We start from the raw sequence: 15,881 nt of genomic DNA on the forward strand, positions 1-15,881 counted from the left end.
TGTGTTTTAATGCGCATCGCTCATTATTATTGACACCTCTGATTACAAGGCGGCTATGGACACGGGGACGCGACTCAAACTGGTGCGTGAACGCAACAACCTCTCCCAACGGGAATTGGCCCGCCGCAGCGGGCTGACCAATTCGACGATCTCGCAGATCGAGCAGAATCGCGTCAGCCCTTCGGTCAGCTCCCTGAAAAAACTGCTCGAGGGCATTCCCATGAGCCTGGCGGAGTTTTTCAGCTTCGACGAGCCGGTGCGTGAAGAGCGCTACGTATTCCGTGGTGGCGAACAACCCGACCTGGGCCGCAATGGCCTGCGCATGCTGCTGGTCGGTGCCAGTGTCGAAGGCCGGCAAATGCGCATGCTGCGTGAGCTGTATGCACCCGGCGCCGACTCTGGCGAGCCGATCGTGCATGCTGAAGGCGAAGAATGCGGGCTGGTCACCCGTGGTACCGTCGAGCTGTGGGTCGACGGCCAGGTCAGCGTGCTCAACTCGGGCGACGGCTACTACATCCCCACCACCCTGCCGCACAGTTTCAAGAACATCGGCCCGGATGAGGCCGAGATCATCAGCGCCAACACGCCGGCGAATTTCTGATCTTGATCCACAGACGTTCACCGAGCGCCCGGGAAGTCTACCAGTGCCTGCGCAATGTGGCCCTTGGCGTGCATCATCTTGAGGTGGCTGCACGCCGCGATGGCGGCCTGGTCGATGTCGGCATCCAGGGCTGGCAACTGACGTTGACTCTGGATGCTGAAGGCTTGGCGCATTGCGTTCATTGCCAAGCCCCCAGCGGCGAACAGGCCGGGCTCGAGCACTGGCAGCGCTATGGCACCAACCCCACCGACCTGCTCAGCCTGTGGGAGCGCACTCAGCTGGAGAGGCTGCTGGCCCTTTGACGCAGCGCCTCCTCGACAAAGTCCAGGCGGTCCTGGCCGAAGAACATCCCATCACCGACAAAACAGGTGGGCGCGCCAAACACCCCGCGCGCCACAGCGGCCTCGGTCGCCTGCTTTAGCGCTGCTTTTACTTCGCTGTCAGCGGCCAGGGCATGAAAAACCTTCGGGTCGAAGCCTGCCTGCGCGAGTGTTTCATTCAGCACAGCGCTGTCGCTCAGGTTGCGGCGCAGTACCCACAGCCCGGTGAACAGCACCGTTAGCAATGCCTCGAACCGATCCGGTGAATGCAACTGGGTACCCATCACGCCACGCATCAAAGTCAGGGTATTGACCGGGAAGCCCGGCGGCATCCCGAACGGCACTCCATAGCGTTCGGCAAAGCGGGCCAGGTCGGTGAACATGTAGCGCCCTTTGGCCGGGATCATGGCCGGCGAAGCATTGCCGGTAGCCTGGAAAACCCCGCCAAGCAGCATTGGCCGGTAGCGCAGCGTGGCGCCCTGGCGGGCACACAGGTTCGGCAGTTGGGTCCAGGCCAGGTAACTGGCCGGGCTGCCCAGGTCAAAAAAGAAATCGACAGACGTGTGCATGGTTACGGTCCTTGCGTGTCAACGGGGGGTTACCAGCGTTCCATCCAGGGGCGCAGGTCCAGCTCGAAAGTCCAGGCGTCGCGGGGCTGGGCGTGCAGGAACCAGTAACTGTCGGCAATATGCGCCGGGTCAAGGATGCCATCCTGGTCCTTGAGGGCATAGCGCTCGGGGAAGCTGTCGCGGATGAAGGCCGTGTCGATGGCACCGTCCACCACCACATGGGCGACATGGATGTTGCGTGGCCCCAACTCGCGCGCCATGCTCTGTGCCAGGGCACGCAAGCCATGCTTGGCCCCGGCGAAGGCGGCAAAACCGGCTGCGCCGCGGGTGCCGGCTGTAGCACCGGTGAACAGGAGGGTGCCACGCTCTCGCTGAACCATGCGCCGGGCCACCGCCTGCGCGGTGAGGAAGCCGGCAAAGCAGGCCATTTCCCAAATCTTGAAGTACTTGCGCGGGGTTTCCTCGAGGATGCTGCACGGTACATTCGCACCGATATTGAAGATAAATGCCTCAATCGGGCCTATATCACGCTCGATAGTCTCCACCAGCGCGGCCACCTCCTCTTCCTTGCGCGCATCAGAGCCAAAACCGTAGGCCTGGCCGCCAGCGGCCTGTATTTCCTCCAGCAGCGGCTGCAGTTTGTCGGCCTGGCGCCGGGTTACGCAGGCAATGTAACCCTCACGCGCAAAGCGCTTGGCGATTTCGCCCCCAGTGGCGTCGCCCGCCCCGATCACCAGCACGACTTTTTGTTGTTCTGACATGCCTGCCTCCATGGGTAAATGATCGTTTAGTAAACGAACGCTATGCTATGATCGCGGTCATCGTCAAGCCTGTCTGTCGAGGCATGTGAATGCGCTATTCCAACGAACACAAACAGCAAACCCGCGAACGGCTGCTGGCCAGCAGCGGCGCGCTGGCCAAGCGCGGGGGGTTTGCCAGTACCGGCGTGGCCGGGCTGATGAAAGCGATCGGCCTGACCGGCGGAGCCTTCTACAACCACTTCCCGTCCAAGGACGACCTGTTTACCGAGGTGGTACGCCAGGAACTGAGCAACAGCCCACTGGTACGCCTGGCCTGCCAAGGCGCCAACCGCGAACGCCTGGGCCGCTGCCTGCAGCAGTACCTGAGCCTGGCCCATCTGCGCAATGCCGAAGGTGGATGCCCGCTGCCGCCGCTGGGTGTGGAAATCGCCCGGGCCGACACGCCGGTGCGTGAAGTGGCGGAGCACTGGCTGGTAGAACTGCACCAGGCCTGGAGCACAACCCTGGAGGATGAGCAACTGGCCTGGGTGCTGATCAGCCAGTGCGTAGGGGCATTGCTGGTCGGGCGCATGCTGGCCAGTGAAAGCGTGCAAGCGCAGGTATTGGGCGCCAGCCGCCAGTTTGTCGAACAGGCCCTGCATGAGGCGGATTAGTGCGCTGCTGGGGTTGCTGCTGGCCCTGCCAGCGCATGCCGAACAGGCCTGCCCGCCCGGGCAGTATCAGGTGTGCCTGATGGGCTGTTTCTGCGCTCCGATCGACCCAGGCCAGGCCGGGCAGATCCTAAAGGATGTGGAGGTCATGGCCTCGTCCAGCCTGACCTACGCCTTGCGCCAGGCCCGCGACGAAGCCACGGCCAGCGGTGTGCAGCCGATTCCGTTGCATATTCGGGCGCAGCTTGAACCTTGGTATGACTTTGCCGTGCTCGACGCGGCGCGCTTTCGGGTGGGGGATGAGCAACAAATGAGCGCAGCCAATGCGCTATTGCAGAACCCCGATGTGAACGCCGTTACACTGATCGACACGATCATCTTCCGCCGGGCCGCCGATGCCGAGGACAACGTTGCCTTGTGGGCGCACGAGCTCAAGCATGTGCAGCAGTATCAGGAACTGGGCGTGGAGGAGTTTGCCCGACGCTATACGCGCAACTTCGACGACCTGGAGGGGCCGGCCTACAAGATCGAGGCCGAAGTCGGCAAGGCGCTGCGCGAGCGTCGTTCAGGCCAGGCCCGCTGATCGCTGATCGCTGATCGCTGCCATTGCGCTCCACATCTACAGCGCCTGTCTTGCCCGGCGCAAAATTCAGCCGTTAGCGCAAACCAAGGTAGGAGCGGGTTTACCCGCGAATACGGTAGCGGCGGCAACGGTGAACGATGGGTGGAGATTGGCCAGCAGCCCTGGCCTCTTCGCGGGTATCAACCCTTTGTACGACCAAGCTTTTCAGCTCTCAGCACCGCAGAAAAGCTTGACCGCCAACACAGCATCTACATGGGAACGTAAAGGCGCTCAAGACACCGCCGAAGCCTCCACCACCTGCTCTCGGCTGGCATAACGCTGCGCCAGCACAGCACACACCATCAGCTGTATCTGGTGGAACAGCATTAGCGGCAAGATCATCGCGCCAATGCCACTGCCCACAAACAACACCTGGGCCATGGGCACCCCCGTGGCCAGGCTTTTCTTGGAGCCGGCAAACAGGATGGTGATGCGATCCTCAAGGTCGAAGCCCAGCGCCTTGCCAAGCATGCGTGTGCCAAACAGCACCACTGCCAGCAGAATTGCGCACACCACGAACAACCCCGCCAGGTGCTGCGGCGATACGGTGTGCCACAGCCCGGTAACCACGGCCTCACTGAAGGCGGTGTACACCACCAGCAGGATCGAACCCTGGTCTACCACCTTGAGCCAGCGGGCATTGCGCTTGACCCAGGCACCGATCCAGCGCCGCGCGATCTGCCCGGCAACGAACGGCACCAGCAGCTGCAAAGTGATCTTCAATACCGCATCCAGGCCGGACCCCGTATCACCACTGGCACCCAGCAACAACATCACCAGCAACGGTGTGAGGAAGATACCCAGCAGGCTGGAGGCCGCCGCGCTGCAGATGGCCGCTGGCACGTTGCCGCGGGCCAGCGAAGTAAAGGCAATGGCCGACTGCACGGTTGCAGGCAAGGCACACAGGTACAGGACGCCCAGGTAAAGCTCGTTACCTACCAGCGGTACGAACAGTGGTTTGAACGCCAGGCCCAGCAGCGGGAACAATGCGAAAGTACAGGAGAACACCAGTAGGTGCAGGCGCCAGTGCCCGGCACCGGTAATGATGGCTTCACGCGACAGTTTGGCGCCATGCAGGAAGAACAACAGGCCAATGGCCAGATTGGTCAGCCAGCCGAAATACACCGCGCCATCGCCCGAACAAGGCAGCACGGTGGCGATGACTACCACGCCGAGCAAGGCCAGGGTGAAATTGTCAAATAACATTCGCAAATACTTCATCACTGTATCCATCTTGTCATTGTGGCTGGGCAGACGATAAGGTCTTTGGCTCTCCGTCGCTAACGCCGGAACCCCGAGTGGTATCGCTCAACGGACACGCTCCACAAAAGGACCCACCATGCTCCGCCCACGTCTGGCTGCACTTGCAGCCGCCATTACCTTTGCTTTGGGCCATGCCAGCGCCCAGGCCGACGACCAGTTACAGGCCAAGGTCGACCAGATCATCCGCCCACTCATGCAGGAACAAGGCATCACCGGCATGGCTGTGGCCATCTATGCACGCGACCACGCGCATTACTTCAGCTACGGCGTGGCCAGCAAGGCCGACAACGTACCGGTGAGCCGCGATACGCTGTTCGAGATCGGTTCGCTGAGCAAGACCTACACTGCCACCCTGGCCGCGCTTGCCAGCGCCGAGGGCAAGCTTGACCTCCAGGCACCGGCCAAGCGCTATCACCCGGCACTGGCCGGCGCCCCCATCGGCGACGCGACGGTGCTGGAACTGGGCGCCTATAGCGCCGACTGCCTGCCACTGCAGTTCCCCGACACTGTGCAAACGCCGCAACAGGTAGTTGATTTCTTCCGCCACTGGCAACCTCGCGTCAAACCCGGCACCCAGCGCTGCTACTCGAACCCCAGCCTGGGTTTGTTCGGTGACCTGGCCGCCCGTGCGCAGCACCAACCGTTTTCCACGCTGATGAGTGAGGGCCTGCTGACGAAGATGGGCCTGAAAAATACCTACCTTCAGGTTCCGGCCAGCGCCCAGGGCCTTTATGCCCAAGGGTATGACGCCGCCGACAAGCCGGTGCGCGTGGGTCCGGGCCCTTACGCCGACGAGGCCTACGGCATCAAAACCAGCGCCAGCGACCTGCTGCGCTATGTGCGCCTGCACATGCAGCCGCAGGGCCTGCCACCGGCCCTGGTGAAAGCCACCGCCATTACCCAGCAAGGCTATTTCCAGGTCGGCGCCATGACGCAAGGCCTGGGCTGGGAACGCTACCCCTACCCGGTCACGCTGCGCACACTAATCGATGGCAACAGCTCGCTGCTGATCCGTGAACCGCAGGCAACCACTCGCTTGCAGCCGGCCCTGCCCGCGCTACCGGCAGCCTGGTACAACAAGACTGGTTCCACCAATGGCTTCGGCGCGTACGCCGCGTTTGTGCCCGCAGAACAGCTGGCAGTCGTGTTGCTGGCCAATCGGAATTACCCCAACCAAGCGCGGGTGCAAGCCGCCTTCGACATCCTTTCCGGCTTATAACGCCAGCTGTGATTGTCGGACAAAACGACAGAATGTAGTGATCAAAAAAAATCACTACAAAACGGTTGACGCCGTTCAGCGCGCTTGGGCATGATGAAGCCGTCTCCCCGATCGGGAGCGGTGGCAAGGGTGTTCCAGACGGCCTGCGCGGTAACGCAGGCCGTCCGTGGAGAGGGAAACTGTCCAAAAGGCAGCGTGAGAAAGCCCCTGTTGCGATGCTGCTGTAGCAGCCTTGGTAGTGCGCTACACCGTGATAGCGCCAACTGTGAAAATCACCTATGAATGGGTAATGGGGGCTTTATGATGAACTTGAACAACAATCCGACTATCGACCAATTGGCCCAGCTGTTTGCCGTGCGCAAGGACAGCCTTGACGACCATCTGCTGTGGGTTAGCCAAACCGGTGAAGTGCGCCTCGACCGCCTGCCACCGAACACCGTCGAAGATGAATTTGAAGAGCACCTGCCCAGCATGCGTGCCCGCTTCAAGGTCTACCGCCGTGGCCAAGGCTACGTCGGCAAGAAAGCCGCCGCCGACACCGAATTCGTCGGCCGCGTGCTGCAGACCCTGCAACAAGAATGGCCCGCTGCCCGTGAGCAGCAGGCAGTCAAGGTGATTGAACCGCTGAATTGAGGGTTCGCACCGTTACCAGAGCCCGGCCCGCACAGGCCGGGCTTTTTCATGCCTGGCGCCGCTGCAAGCGGGTTTCCGGCAAAGGCAAGGCGCCCGTTGCCATCGCCCGGGCGCGGTCGACACCCCACACCAGCGCACGGGTCATGGTCTCGCCCGGCAGCGCAGGGTAATACTCTTCCAGCACCGCCCGCCCATCCCCGGCGTACAACCCCAGAAATAACTGCGTCGCCCCCAGCCGCGACAAGCGCACCTGCACGTCCAGTGTGGTGCCGTCGCTGAGTGCTTCATCGTGGCAGCGGCTGTGCAACTGTGCGTCAGCCCACTGCCAATAGGTTTCTTCCCTGACTCGCATGAGCATTCAATCCTCCGTCGCTGGAATGCCGCGTCAGAAAACCACAGGCCGGGCCATCCGGCGAGCGCTACCGGGCAATACCATGAGGCGGATCAACGAATGGCAATAAAAACCCCGCCGTTGGGCGGGGGGCGTGTGCAGACGCGGGATCACTTCTTGATCGGTACCCGCGGCATGAAGCGGCCTTTTTTGCTGCGCTGCAAATGTGCAGGCTGGAGCTGTTCGGAATCATCCAGCGTCATGTGGGCGAAACCCAGGCGAAATGCAGCCTGGCCGCAACGCACCTGGCTGTTGATCGGGAACGCATCGTTCAGGTCTTCGAAAAAGGATTCGCTCATGCCCAGTGTCCCTCCAGTGGCGGTCGCGCCGGCAACCAGACAAGTTGCCCAGGAAACGCGGCCTGTGAGAGTGAGACTAGCTGGTCATTTGCGGACCGACCGGACAAGAACCTTGTAGCCGACCAATGGCCGCAGGCTTTACTTCAGGCGTACTGCCGTGCCGGTAGCAAATACCACGACCATGCCACCCTGTACCGACGGCATGCTGATCTCAAAGTCCACCCCCACTACCGCATCGGCTTGCAACTGTCGTGCCCGGGCCTTAAGTTCTTCCGTGGCCTGCTCCCGGGCCTCGCGCAACGCGCTTTCCAGGGTTTGCGAACGGCCGCCGAAGAAGTCGCGAAACCGTGTAAAGAAATCGCGCACGAAGTTGATGCCCTGCACCGATTCGGAACTGACCACGCCCAGGTATTCGGCAATCGGGCGGCCTTCGAGCTGGCTGGTGGTGGTAATGATCATGGATGCGCTCCGTTGGCCTGGCAAAAAGAGGCCGATTCTAACAGAGCGCAGCTCAGCAGATTGAAGCGCCTTACGCGTTGGCTGCCCGCAAACGCTGACCGATGCGCGCACCAAACACATTCACCAGCAGGCCGGCCATCACTAGCAATGCACCCCAGCCCTGCGTAGCGGTCAGGCGCTCTCCCAGCAGCAAAGCCGACGAACTCAGGCCAATCACCGGTACCAGCAGCGAGAACGGCGCCACCTTGCCTGCCGGGTGACGCGACAGCAACTTGCTCCACAGGCTGTAGCCGAGCATGGTGGCCACAAAGGCCAGATACGCCAGGGCCAGCACCGAACTCCAACTGATATTGGCCAAGGCATGTCCAATGCGCTCGGGGCCTTCCAGCCACCAGGACAGTGCCAGGAATGGCAGTGGCGGTACCAGCCCACCCCAGATTACCAATGCGACCAGGTCGACCGAGCCGAACCGCCGGGTAATGATGTTGCCCAGGCCCCACATTGCACCGCCACACAGGGTCAGCACCAACGCCAGCATGGGCACATGGCCGCCATCTTCGCTGCCGATCAGTGCCAGGCCGCCGGCCGCCACCAGTAGCCCCAGCACGCTGGCAAGGCGCAGCCGCTCACCGAGAAACAACGCAGCAAAACCGAGGGTGAAGAAGGCTTGCGACTGCAGGATCAACGAAGCCAACCCTGGCGGCATGCCGCTGTACATGGCCTGAAACAGGAACGCGAACTGGCCCAGTGAAATGGTCGCACCGTAAGCGATCAGCCAGCGCCATGGCAGTTTGGGCCGCCTGACCAGCAAGATCGCCGGGAACGCCACCAGCAAGAAACGCAATGCCCCCAGCAGCATCGGCGGCAGCCCGTCGAGGCCAACCTTGATGACCACAAAGTTGACTCCCCAGGCGACAATCACCACCAGGGCGATAAGCAGGTCCTTGAGTGGCATTGCGACTTCCTTCTGCAGGCTTTTTTAGACATATTTCGTTACAGCATAAAGGCATTCCATAAAAACGGACCAGCACAGTTGAAACCAATGGTTGCACTACAGTGACTGTTCCGTCCGCCCGCTGTCGGCTGATGCAGACTGCCTTCCCTCACCTGTTCGAGGCCTGCAGGTCCGCGGCAGACACTTGAAGAACCGCATCATGTCCACCGGGCGATACCTGCCTGCCCGCCAACAACCTGGTCGCCTACCAGCGCGACCGCGCTGCCGGCGGCATCAGCCTGATCATTCACCGGGCGAATGGATCAGGCCCAGGAAGCCGGGCTGGTCCTGGCTCGCGGCCAGGCTGATGCGTGCAGCATGACCCAGGCGCTGATCTGCGATCCGTCGATGCAGGACAAGACCGAACGCGGCTAGGTCGAAGACGTGCGCGCCTGCGGCATTTCCAGCTGAGTGAAGGCGACAGCTTCAGCTACTCGAGCCAGGAACCTCACCGCTACGGCAACCCCGGTGAAGTGGACGCCGTGGTGATCTGGGGATCACGCCGCCAACATTCTGAAGCACTCCAGCAAGCACTGGTAATACCGTTGACCGGCAATACGGTCTACCTTGTCCACCGAACTTCAAAGGAGCACAACCATGAAGCAGATCCTGATCATTGGTGCAGGCTTTGCCGGCCTGTGGAGCGCGCTCAGCGCCATCCGCCAGCTTGATCTCAACGGCAGCAAGGACGTCGAGGTCACCTTGCTCGCGCCCCAGGCTGAACTGCATGTGCGTCCGCGCTTCTACGAGCCAGAGGTGCATACCATGGCCGCACCACTGCAGGCGCTGTTCGATGCGGTCAATGTCCGCTTCGTGCTGGGCACGGCATTCCAAATCGATGAAGCGGCCCGCCGCGTGGGCTATCGTACCCGCAGTGGCACTCGATGCACTCTGCCCTACGACCGCCTGATCATGGCCTGCGGCAGTGTGCTCGATCGCCCTGACATGGTTGGCATTGAGCATGTCTTCGATGTCGACAAGCTCGACAGCGCCGCACGCCTGGAAAACCACCTGAAGTCGCTGGCCAGCCTGCCGAACACGCCGGCACGCAATACCGTGGTGGTAGCCGGGGGCGGTTTTACCGGCATCGAGACGGCCACCGAACTGCCGGCCCGCTTGCGCGCGATACTGGGCGAAGACGCCGCGTTGCGCGTAGTGATAATCGACCGCGGCGCCAGGATTGGGGCAGCCCTGGGTGACGGCATCCGCCCAGCCATCGAACAGGCATGCGAGGCCCTGGGCGTGGAGTGGGTTTGCGGTGCCACGGTGGTTTCGGTAGACCCTGCCGGTGTGCAGTTGGATAACGGCCAGCGTATCGACGCCAGCACGGTGGTCTGGACGGTTGGCTTCAGGGCCAACCCGCTCACCGAACAGATCAGCGGCGAGCGCGACAACCGCGGCCGCTTGCATGTCGATGGCAACCTGAAGGTCAAGGGCAATAATGCCGTGTATGCAGCTGGAGACGTGGCTTACGCCACCTGTGACACGCTTGGCAATCATGCCGTGATGTCGTGCCAGCATGCGATTCCGCTGGGGCGCCATGCGGGCAACAATGCCGCTGCCGAGTTGCTTGGCGTAGCACCAATGGCTTACAGCCAGCCCAAGTACGTGACGTGCCTGGACCTGGGGGCCTGGGGCGCGGTGTACACCGAAGGATGGGACCGTGAGGTTTCGCCACCAGAGGACAAGGCCGAAGCCAAGGCGCTGAAGCGCCAGATCAATTCAGTGTGGATTTATCCGCCAGCGGCTGATCGTGCAGCAGCTTTGGCAGCAGCTGATCCACTTATTCCGGTGGCCTGAACGCTTCTACAGGTTGGAGTGGCCTTGTGCTTCGACAGGGCCACGCTCGCCACCAACCGCTCCTTTGATCAGGCAGCAGCAAACAGCTCGTTGGCGATCTGCGCCTGTGCAGCATCGATCGCCTGGCTGCGCTGCTCCGGGCCATAGGCCAGGCCGTGGGCCCGGACAATTTCCAGGTCGGTAATACCAATGAAGCCCAGGAACACTTTCAGGAAGTCTTCATGCCCGGCGCCAGTCGGCTGGCCAGCGTGCAGGCCACCCGCGGTGGAAACCAGCACCACTTTCTTGTTGCCGCAAAGGCCTTGCGGGCCGGCTTCGGTGTAGCTGAAGGTCTTGCCGGCGACGGCCACGCGGTCAATCCAGGCTTTTAGCTGGGTCGGCACGGTGAAGTTGTACATGGGCGCGCCAATCACCACGGCATCGGCAGCCAGAAACTCTTCGAGCGTCTCGGCGCTCAGCTTGGCTTCGAAAGCCTGGGCCGCGTCGCGTACGTCTTCAGGGGTGCCTGCAGCCACCAGGGTGGCGGCGGAGAAGTGGGCTATGGCATCGGCAGCCAGGTCGCGGTAAACCACTTCAACGCTCGGGTCTGCAGCCTTCCAGGCCTCGACCACTTCGCGGCTCAACTGGCGCGAGGCGGAATTGTCGCCCAGGATGCTCGAATCGATGTGCAACAGTTTCATGGGACTCTCCTGTGATTGAAGACCGCATCTGTGGGCGATCACGATGGGGAGAATCCTATCGAAGTGATCAATAGCTGATAAGTAAGCAAAAATGCGTTAGTTTGTCCCACAGATGGAACAGTGAGACATTCCCATGCAAGACCTCAACGACCTCTTCTACTTTGCGCGCGTCGTCGAAGCCGGCGGATTTGCCGCTGCCGGGCGCCTGCTGGGCATCCCCAAGTCGCGCCTGTCGCGGCGTATCGCCGAGCTTGAAGAGCGCCTGGGCACACGTCTGTTGCAGCGCACCACACGGCAACTCAAACTCACCGCAGTGGGTGAACGTTACTTGCATCATTGTCAGGCCATGCTGCTGGAGGCCGAGGCCGCCGACGAAACCGTGGCCAGCATGAGCAGTGAGCCGCGCGGGCGTTTACGGGTTTCCTGCCCGGTGGCACTGGCACACGCCTTCCTGCCGGATGTGATCAGCCGCTTTCTTGAGCAGTACCCGCTGGTGCAACTGGACATGGTATTGCTCAACCGCCGGGTCGACCTGATTTCCGAAGGCATTGACGTAGCGTTGCGCGTACGCGACCTGGGCGACGAAGACCCGGCCTTGGTTACCCGCCGCCTGCGCCAGGCACAAATGCAACTGGTAGCCGCGCCCGGCTTTGCCGACCACATTCGCGAACCGGGCGAGTTGGCATCATTGCCCGTGCTGGGCGCAGCCGAAGCAGACCGGCTGGTACACTTTCGCCTGATCGGCCCCCATGGCAAGCAGCAGGAAATAGCGCTGGAGCCGCGCTTGGCGATCGATGATTTCGTAGTACGTAACGCTGCTGTACGTGCCGGCCTGGGGTTCACTGCGCTGCCCAGCATGTTCTGTGAAGAGGAACTGGAACGCGGCGAACTGGTGCGCTTGCTGCCAGACTGGTCGCTGCCGGGTGGCTACCTGCAGGCGGTTTACCCACACCGGCGTGGCCTGCTGCCTGCGGTCCGGGTGTGGATCGATCACCTGGCGGCGTCATTCGAGGCTTGTGGAGAGCGGTATGTCTGAACAGAAAATGAGCGAAGCCCAGGTGGCGGCATTTTGCCTGAGCCTGCCGGGTGCGCGGGAAGACTACAAATGGGGCGGTGTCCGAGTGTTTTCGGTGGCAGAAAACAAGATGTTCGCGGTGCTCGACCTGGCGGGTGCCGGGTTGTCGTTCAAGGTAGCCGACGAGCTGTTTCTGGGTTATTGCGATCGCCCGGGGATACGGCCGGCGCCGTACCTGGCGCGGGCGCGGTGGGTCAGCATGGCGCCGCCCTACCCGATGGGGCGTGATGAACTGTGTGACCTGTTGCAGCGGTCGCACCAGCTGGTAGTGCGCCGCTTGCCCAAGCGGTTGCAGGTGGGGTTGGTCATGTGATCTGGCTGTGGCGGCCCTTTCGCAACTTTACCCGCGAAGAGGCCGGTACAACTGCACATCAACCAAAGGGCAAATAACGCCCCTCAAGAAACAGCCAGTCTGCCCAGAACACTTGGTGCACCAGCACAATCCCCCAGCACACCAACTGGAAGGAGACCTTGCGGGTCTTGTGCCGAAACAGTTGCTGCGCCAATAACGCCCCCGGCCAACCACCGAGCAGCTCACTGGCATGCAGCACTTTCTCGGGTGTACGCCAGGCCTGCGTACGTGCCTGCTGCTTGTCCTGCCAATACAGCAACAGGCTGATCAGGCTCATGGCCGGGTACAACGCCAAAGGCCACCAGGTCTGATCGTTCCAGGCCATGCGCGCCGCCCCCAAGCCGGGCAACAGGCAAAGCACGCCCAACAGCAGCAGCTTCAGGCGCACATTGCGCACGCCTTCAGCCTGTTGCCCGCGCATTGCCTCAGCCATGAGCTGTGGACCAGTCAACCCAACCAAACTGCCAGGTCGCCAGAATGAGCAAGCCGAACACAATGCGATACCAGGCAAATGCCGCGTAGCTATGGTTGGCAATGAACTTGAGCAACGCCCGTACGGCAATCATGGCAAAGATGAACGAAGTCACGAAGCCGAGCGCGAACACCGGCAGATCGCCGGGCTGGAACAAGTCACGGTACTTGTAGCCCGAATACACCGCCGCACCGACCATGGTCGGCATTGCCAGAAAGAACGAGAACTCGGTCGCTGCCTTGCGCGACAGGCCGAACAGCAGGCCACCGATAATGGTCGAACCGGAACGCGACGTGCCCGGGATCATCGCCAGGCACTGGATGAAGCCGATTTTCAGCGCATGGCTCCAGCGCATATCGTCCACATGGTCCACCTGCACGCGGTGCTCACGGCGCTCGGCCCAGAGCATGATGACGCCCCCCACCACCAGTGCCGCCGCCACGGTGACGGGATTGAACAGGTATTCGTGAATAAGGTCAGCGAACATTACTCCCAGTACCACCGCTGGCATGAACGCCAACAGCAGGTTGCCCGTGAAGCGGCGCGCCTTGGGCTGACTGGTCAGGCCGAAGACCACTTCGAATATCTTGCTGCGAAACTCCCACACCACCGCCAGGATCGCCGCCAGCTGAATGATGATGTTGAAAGCCATGGCCCGTTCGCCGCCAAAACCGATCAGGTCGGCGACGATAATCTGATGGCCCGTACTGGAGATCGGCAGAAACTCCGTCAGCCCTTCGACCACGCCTAAGATGATTGCCTGGAAGGCAGTCCAAAAATCCATCATTCCCCCGGATGAAGCGCTGCTGGTTGCAGGCTCCTTGTTCTTGGTTTGCTTGAGTTTGCCGCACACGGCCCGGCTGTTTTACAGCGACTGTTGGGCGCAACGCCAGTGGAAAAGTTCACGCCTGTTAAAGGTTTCATCTTGCGCGGCCGAAATCCTGACAGAGCCCCTTGGCAATCGCTTTAACGACCTGTTGCAGACTATCACCAACATAGCACTTAGCCATTAGTCGGGTGGGGACTCGTTGCAAAGCATGCTTCGATGCACCTCAATAAAAAGAACAATGCGGGAGCTGATGGATGAACACTCTGAGATCGATGTCAATCAGTCGGCGCCTGTGGCTGATCCTTGTGGTAGCGGTGGCCATGCTGGTGGTCCTGGGCCTGCTGATGCTGCGGCAGATTCATGGTGACCTGTACCAGGCCAAGGCGGAGAAAACCCGCCATGTGGTGCAGACCGCCGCGGGTGTGTTGGCCTATTACCAAGGCCTGGAAGCTGCCGGCACGCTCAGCCGCGAAGCCGCCCAGCAACAGGCGCTGCAAGTGGTGCGCGCGCTGCGCTACGACCATGACGACTATTTCTGGATCAACGACCTGGGGCCGAAGATGATCATGCATCCGGCCAACCCCAAGCTCGACGGCCAGGACCTTTCTGCCATCCGCGATCCCGATGGTTTCGCCGTGTTCAACGAAATGGTCGCCATTGCCCGCCAGCAGGACGCCGGCCCGGTCAACTATCGCTGGCCCAAGCCCGGCGCCAGTGAGCCAGTAGCCAAGACCTCTTATATTCAGCTGTTCAAACCATGGGGCTGGATCATCGGTTCGGGCGTGTACGTGGATGACGTGCAGGCCGAATTCGCTCGCCAGTTGCGCGACGCTTCGCTGGTTGGCGTGGGCATTGCCCTGCTGATGGCACTGGTGGTCATGCTGATTGCCCGCAGCATCGCCCGCCCGCTGCAGGAAGCGGTGCAGGCCATGGGCAACATCGCCAGCGGCGAAAGCGACCTGACCCGGCGCCTGGATACCCATGGCCGCGACGAAATCACCCACTTGGGCGAGCACTTCAACCGTTTCAACGGCAAACTGCAAGGCGTAGTCGGCCGACTGCAAGGTGCGGCCCACGCGCTGGCCCAGTCCGCCGGGCACGTCGGTGACAATGCGGGTGCCGCACAACAGCGCAGTGCCCAGCAATCGCTACAGATGGACCAGGTGGCCACTGCAGTCAATGAGGTGACCTACGCCGTGCAGGACGTGGCCAAAACCGCTGAACAGGCCGCCGGAGAGATGCGTACGGCACAACAACAGGTGACCCACGGCCAGCAGGCCATCCACGGCAGCCTGGCGCAAATCGACCGCCTGTCGCTGACCATCGATCAGGCCGTACAGGTGATTCGCGACCTGGCCGGGCACAGCACACGCATTGGCGGCGTGCTGGACGTGATTCGTTCCATTGCCGAACAGACCAACCTGCTGGCGCTGAATGCCGCCATCGAAGCGGCACGGGCCGGCGAGCAGGGCCGAGGCTTTGCCGTGGTCGCCGACGAGGTGCGACTGCTGGCCCAGCGTACAGCGCAGTCGACAGCCGAGATTCATACCATGATCGAGCACCTGCAGAGCCAGTCGGACGCTGCGGTCAAGGCCATCGATACCAGCAGCGAGGCATCTCGCCAGACCGTCGAACAGGCACGCGAGGCCGGCGCCAGCCTGGACGCCATCAACCAGGTGCTGAACAACCTCACCGCATTGAATGCCTCCATCGCCAGCGCCACCTTGCAGCAGTCGCATGTGGTCGAAGAGATCAACCGCAATGTGCTGGATACCGCCGGGTTGTCGCAGCAGACCGCCGATGCGGCGCGTCAGTCCAGCGATGCCGGGGTGGCGCTGGGGCAGTTGAGCGAGGAACTGGAGCAGTTGTTGCGGCAGTTCCGGGTCTGAGAA

Annotated in this window: 20 protein-coding genes and 1 pseudogene; 11 read left to right on the forward strand and 10 right to left on the reverse strand. The window is 61.8% G+C overall.

The features are described from left to right. Window positions 1-55 precede the first annotated feature (55 nt). Both INQ47_RS04195 and INQ47_RS04200 read left to right on the forward strand, forming a co-directional pair. Window positions 56-601 (forward strand): cupin domain-containing protein, encoded by a 546-nt coding sequence (locus INQ47_RS04195; RefSeq protein ID WP_003248033.1) that lies wholly within the window; start codon window positions 56-58, stop codon window positions 599-601. A gap of 2 nt (window positions 602-603) precedes the next feature. Then, the gene (locus INQ47_RS04200; RefSeq protein ID WP_404701173.1) at window positions 604-903 is read left to right on the forward strand and encodes a hypothetical protein; all 300 of its coding nucleotides are present in this window, start codon (window positions 604-606) and stop codon (window positions 901-903) included. On the opposite strand, the gene INQ47_RS04205 is transcribed toward INQ47_RS04200, so the two are convergent. Together INQ47_RS04205 and INQ47_RS04210 are read right to left on the reverse strand one after the other, a co-directional pair. After that, the gene (locus tag INQ47_RS04205) at window positions 876-1,490 is read right to left on the reverse strand and encodes a 2-hydroxychromene-2-carboxylate isomerase (RefSeq protein ID WP_404701174.1); all 615 of its coding nucleotides are present in this window, start codon (window positions 1,488-1,490) and stop codon (window positions 876-878) included. The two genes, INQ47_RS04200 and INQ47_RS04205, sit on opposite strands and share 28 nt — an antisense overlap. A 29-nt stretch (window positions 1,491-1,519) precedes the next feature. Next, window positions 1,520-2,251, reverse strand: coding sequence for an SDR family oxidoreductase (locus INQ47_RS04210; protein ID WP_404701175.1), 732 nt, complete (start codon window positions 2,249-2,251; stop codon window positions 1,520-1,522). A gap of 89 nt (window positions 2,252-2,340) precedes the next feature. On the opposite strand from INQ47_RS04210, the gene INQ47_RS04215 reads away from it, so the two are divergent. Together INQ47_RS04215 and INQ47_RS04220 are read left to right on the forward strand one after the other, a co-directional pair. Then, window positions 2,341-2,904: a TetR/AcrR family transcriptional regulator gene (locus INQ47_RS04215; RefSeq protein ID WP_252459714.1), complete on the forward strand. Its 564-nt coding sequence runs from the start codon at window positions 2,341-2,343 to the stop codon at window positions 2,902-2,904. Further along, window positions 2,891-3,484: a DUF4157 domain-containing protein gene (locus INQ47_RS04220; protein ID WP_021782369.1), complete on the forward strand. Its 594-nt coding sequence runs from the start codon at window positions 2,891-2,893 to the stop codon at window positions 3,482-3,484. The genes INQ47_RS04215 and INQ47_RS04220 overlap by 14 nt, the downstream gene beginning before the upstream one ends. A gap of 270 nt (window positions 3,485-3,754) precedes the next feature. Here INQ47_RS04220 and INQ47_RS04225 read toward each other — a convergent pair whose 3' ends face one another. Continuing rightward, the gene (locus INQ47_RS04225; RefSeq protein WP_404701176.1) at window positions 3,755-4,744 is read right to left on the reverse strand and encodes a bile acid:sodium symporter family protein; all 990 of its coding nucleotides are present in this window, start codon (window positions 4,742-4,744) and stop codon (window positions 3,755-3,757) included. Between the two features lie 118 nt (window positions 4,745-4,862). Between INQ47_RS04225 and ampC the strand changes: the two genes are divergently transcribed. Further along, on the forward strand, window positions 4,863-6,005 hold the full coding sequence (gene ampC / locus INQ47_RS04230; RefSeq protein ID WP_404701177.1) for a class C beta-lactamase: 1,143 nt from the start codon (window positions 4,863-4,865) through the stop codon (window positions 6,003-6,005). A 300-nt stretch (window positions 6,006-6,305) separates the two neighbouring features. After that, the gene (locus tag INQ47_RS04235) at window positions 6,306-6,638 is read left to right on the forward strand and encodes a hypothetical protein (protein WP_003253895.1); all 333 of its coding nucleotides are present in this window, start codon (window positions 6,306-6,308) and stop codon (window positions 6,636-6,638) included. A gap of 46 nt (window positions 6,639-6,684) precedes the next feature. Here the strand turns inward: INQ47_RS04235 and INQ47_RS04240 are convergent, their stop codons facing one another. The 4 genes from INQ47_RS04240 to INQ47_RS04255 all read right to left on the reverse strand — a co-directional run bounded on the left by INQ47_RS04240 (window position 6,685) and on the right by INQ47_RS04255 (window position 8,742). Beyond that, window positions 6,685-6,996, reverse strand: a complete 312-nt coding sequence (locus INQ47_RS04240; protein ID WP_252458530.1) for a hypothetical protein — start codon at window positions 6,994-6,996, stop codon at window positions 6,685-6,687. A gap of 143 nt (window positions 6,997-7,139) precedes the next feature. After that, entirely contained in the window at window positions 7,140-7,328 is a 189-nt protein-coding gene (locus INQ47_RS04245; protein WP_021782365.1) for a hypothetical protein, read from the reverse strand. 138 nt (window positions 7,329-7,466) lie between these two features. Continuing rightward, complete coding sequence (locus tag INQ47_RS04250; RefSeq protein ID WP_404701178.1) at window positions 7,467-7,787, reverse strand: YbjQ family protein; 321 nt, start codon at window positions 7,785-7,787, stop codon at window positions 7,467-7,469. 70 nt (window positions 7,788-7,857) lie between these two features. Next, entirely contained in the window at window positions 7,858-8,742 is an 885-nt protein-coding gene (locus INQ47_RS04255; protein ID WP_404701179.1) for an EamA family transporter, read from the reverse strand. A gap of 434 nt (window positions 8,743-9,176) precedes the next feature. Here INQ47_RS04255 and INQ47_RS04260 point away from each other — a divergent pair. Continuing rightward, window positions 9,177-9,298 (forward strand): annotated as a pseudogene (locus INQ47_RS04260) (cupin domain-containing protein); the annotation flags it as partial. Window positions 9,299-9,378: 80 nt separating this feature from the next. Further along, window positions 9,379-10,581: an NAD(P)/FAD-dependent oxidoreductase gene (locus INQ47_RS04265; protein ID WP_252458529.1), complete on the forward strand. Its 1,203-nt coding sequence runs from the start codon at window positions 9,379-9,381 to the stop codon at window positions 10,579-10,581. Window positions 10,582-10,649: 68 nt separating this feature from the next. Here INQ47_RS04265 and INQ47_RS04270 read toward each other — a convergent pair whose 3' ends face one another. Next, window positions 10,650-11,261, reverse strand: a complete 612-nt coding sequence (locus tag INQ47_RS04270) for an FMN-dependent NADH-azoreductase (RefSeq protein ID WP_003253906.1) — start codon at window positions 11,259-11,261, stop codon at window positions 10,650-10,652. A 133-nt stretch (window positions 11,262-11,394) separates the two neighbouring features. Here INQ47_RS04270 and INQ47_RS04275 point away from each other — a divergent pair, with 133 nt between their 5' ends. Both INQ47_RS04275 and INQ47_RS04280 read left to right on the forward strand, forming a co-directional pair. Beyond that, window positions 11,395-12,297, forward strand: a complete 903-nt coding sequence (locus INQ47_RS04275; RefSeq protein WP_404701180.1) for a LysR substrate-binding domain-containing protein — start codon at window positions 11,395-11,397, stop codon at window positions 12,295-12,297. Further along, entirely contained in the window at window positions 12,290-12,649 is a 360-nt protein-coding gene (locus INQ47_RS04280) for an MmcQ/YjbR family DNA-binding protein (protein ID WP_252458527.1), read from the forward strand. The genes INQ47_RS04275 and INQ47_RS04280 overlap by 8 nt, the downstream gene beginning before the upstream one ends. A 58-nt stretch (window positions 12,650-12,707) precedes the next feature. Here the strand turns inward: INQ47_RS04280 and INQ47_RS04285 are convergent, their stop codons facing one another. Both INQ47_RS04285 and INQ47_RS04290 read right to left on the reverse strand, forming a co-directional pair. Further along, the gene (locus INQ47_RS04285) at window positions 12,708-13,121 is read right to left on the reverse strand and encodes a DUF1294 domain-containing protein (protein ID WP_404701181.1); all 414 of its coding nucleotides are present in this window, start codon (window positions 13,119-13,121) and stop codon (window positions 12,708-12,710) included. Continuing rightward, window positions 13,114-13,944: an undecaprenyl-diphosphate phosphatase gene (locus INQ47_RS04290; protein ID WP_404701182.1), complete on the reverse strand. Its 831-nt coding sequence runs from the start codon at window positions 13,942-13,944 to the stop codon at window positions 13,114-13,116. Before INQ47_RS04290 ends, INQ47_RS04285 begins: the two co-directional genes overlap by 8 nt. A gap of 299 nt (window positions 13,945-14,243) precedes the next feature. On the opposite strand from INQ47_RS04290, the gene mcpP reads away from it, so the two are divergent. Then, window positions 14,244-15,878 (forward strand): methyl-accepting chemotaxis protein McpP, encoded by a 1,635-nt coding sequence (mcpP, locus tag INQ47_RS04295; protein WP_404701183.1) that lies wholly within the window; start codon window positions 14,244-14,246, stop codon window positions 15,876-15,878. Window positions 15,879-15,881: the final 3 nt, after the last annotated feature.

Origin of the sequence: Pseudomonas sp. 3HC3 (assembly GCF_044904505.1) — a bacterium.
In the GTDB taxonomy this organism is placed as follows: Bacteria; Pseudomonadota; Gammaproteobacteria; order Pseudomonadales; family Pseudomonadaceae; genus Aquipseudomonas; species Aquipseudomonas putida_Y.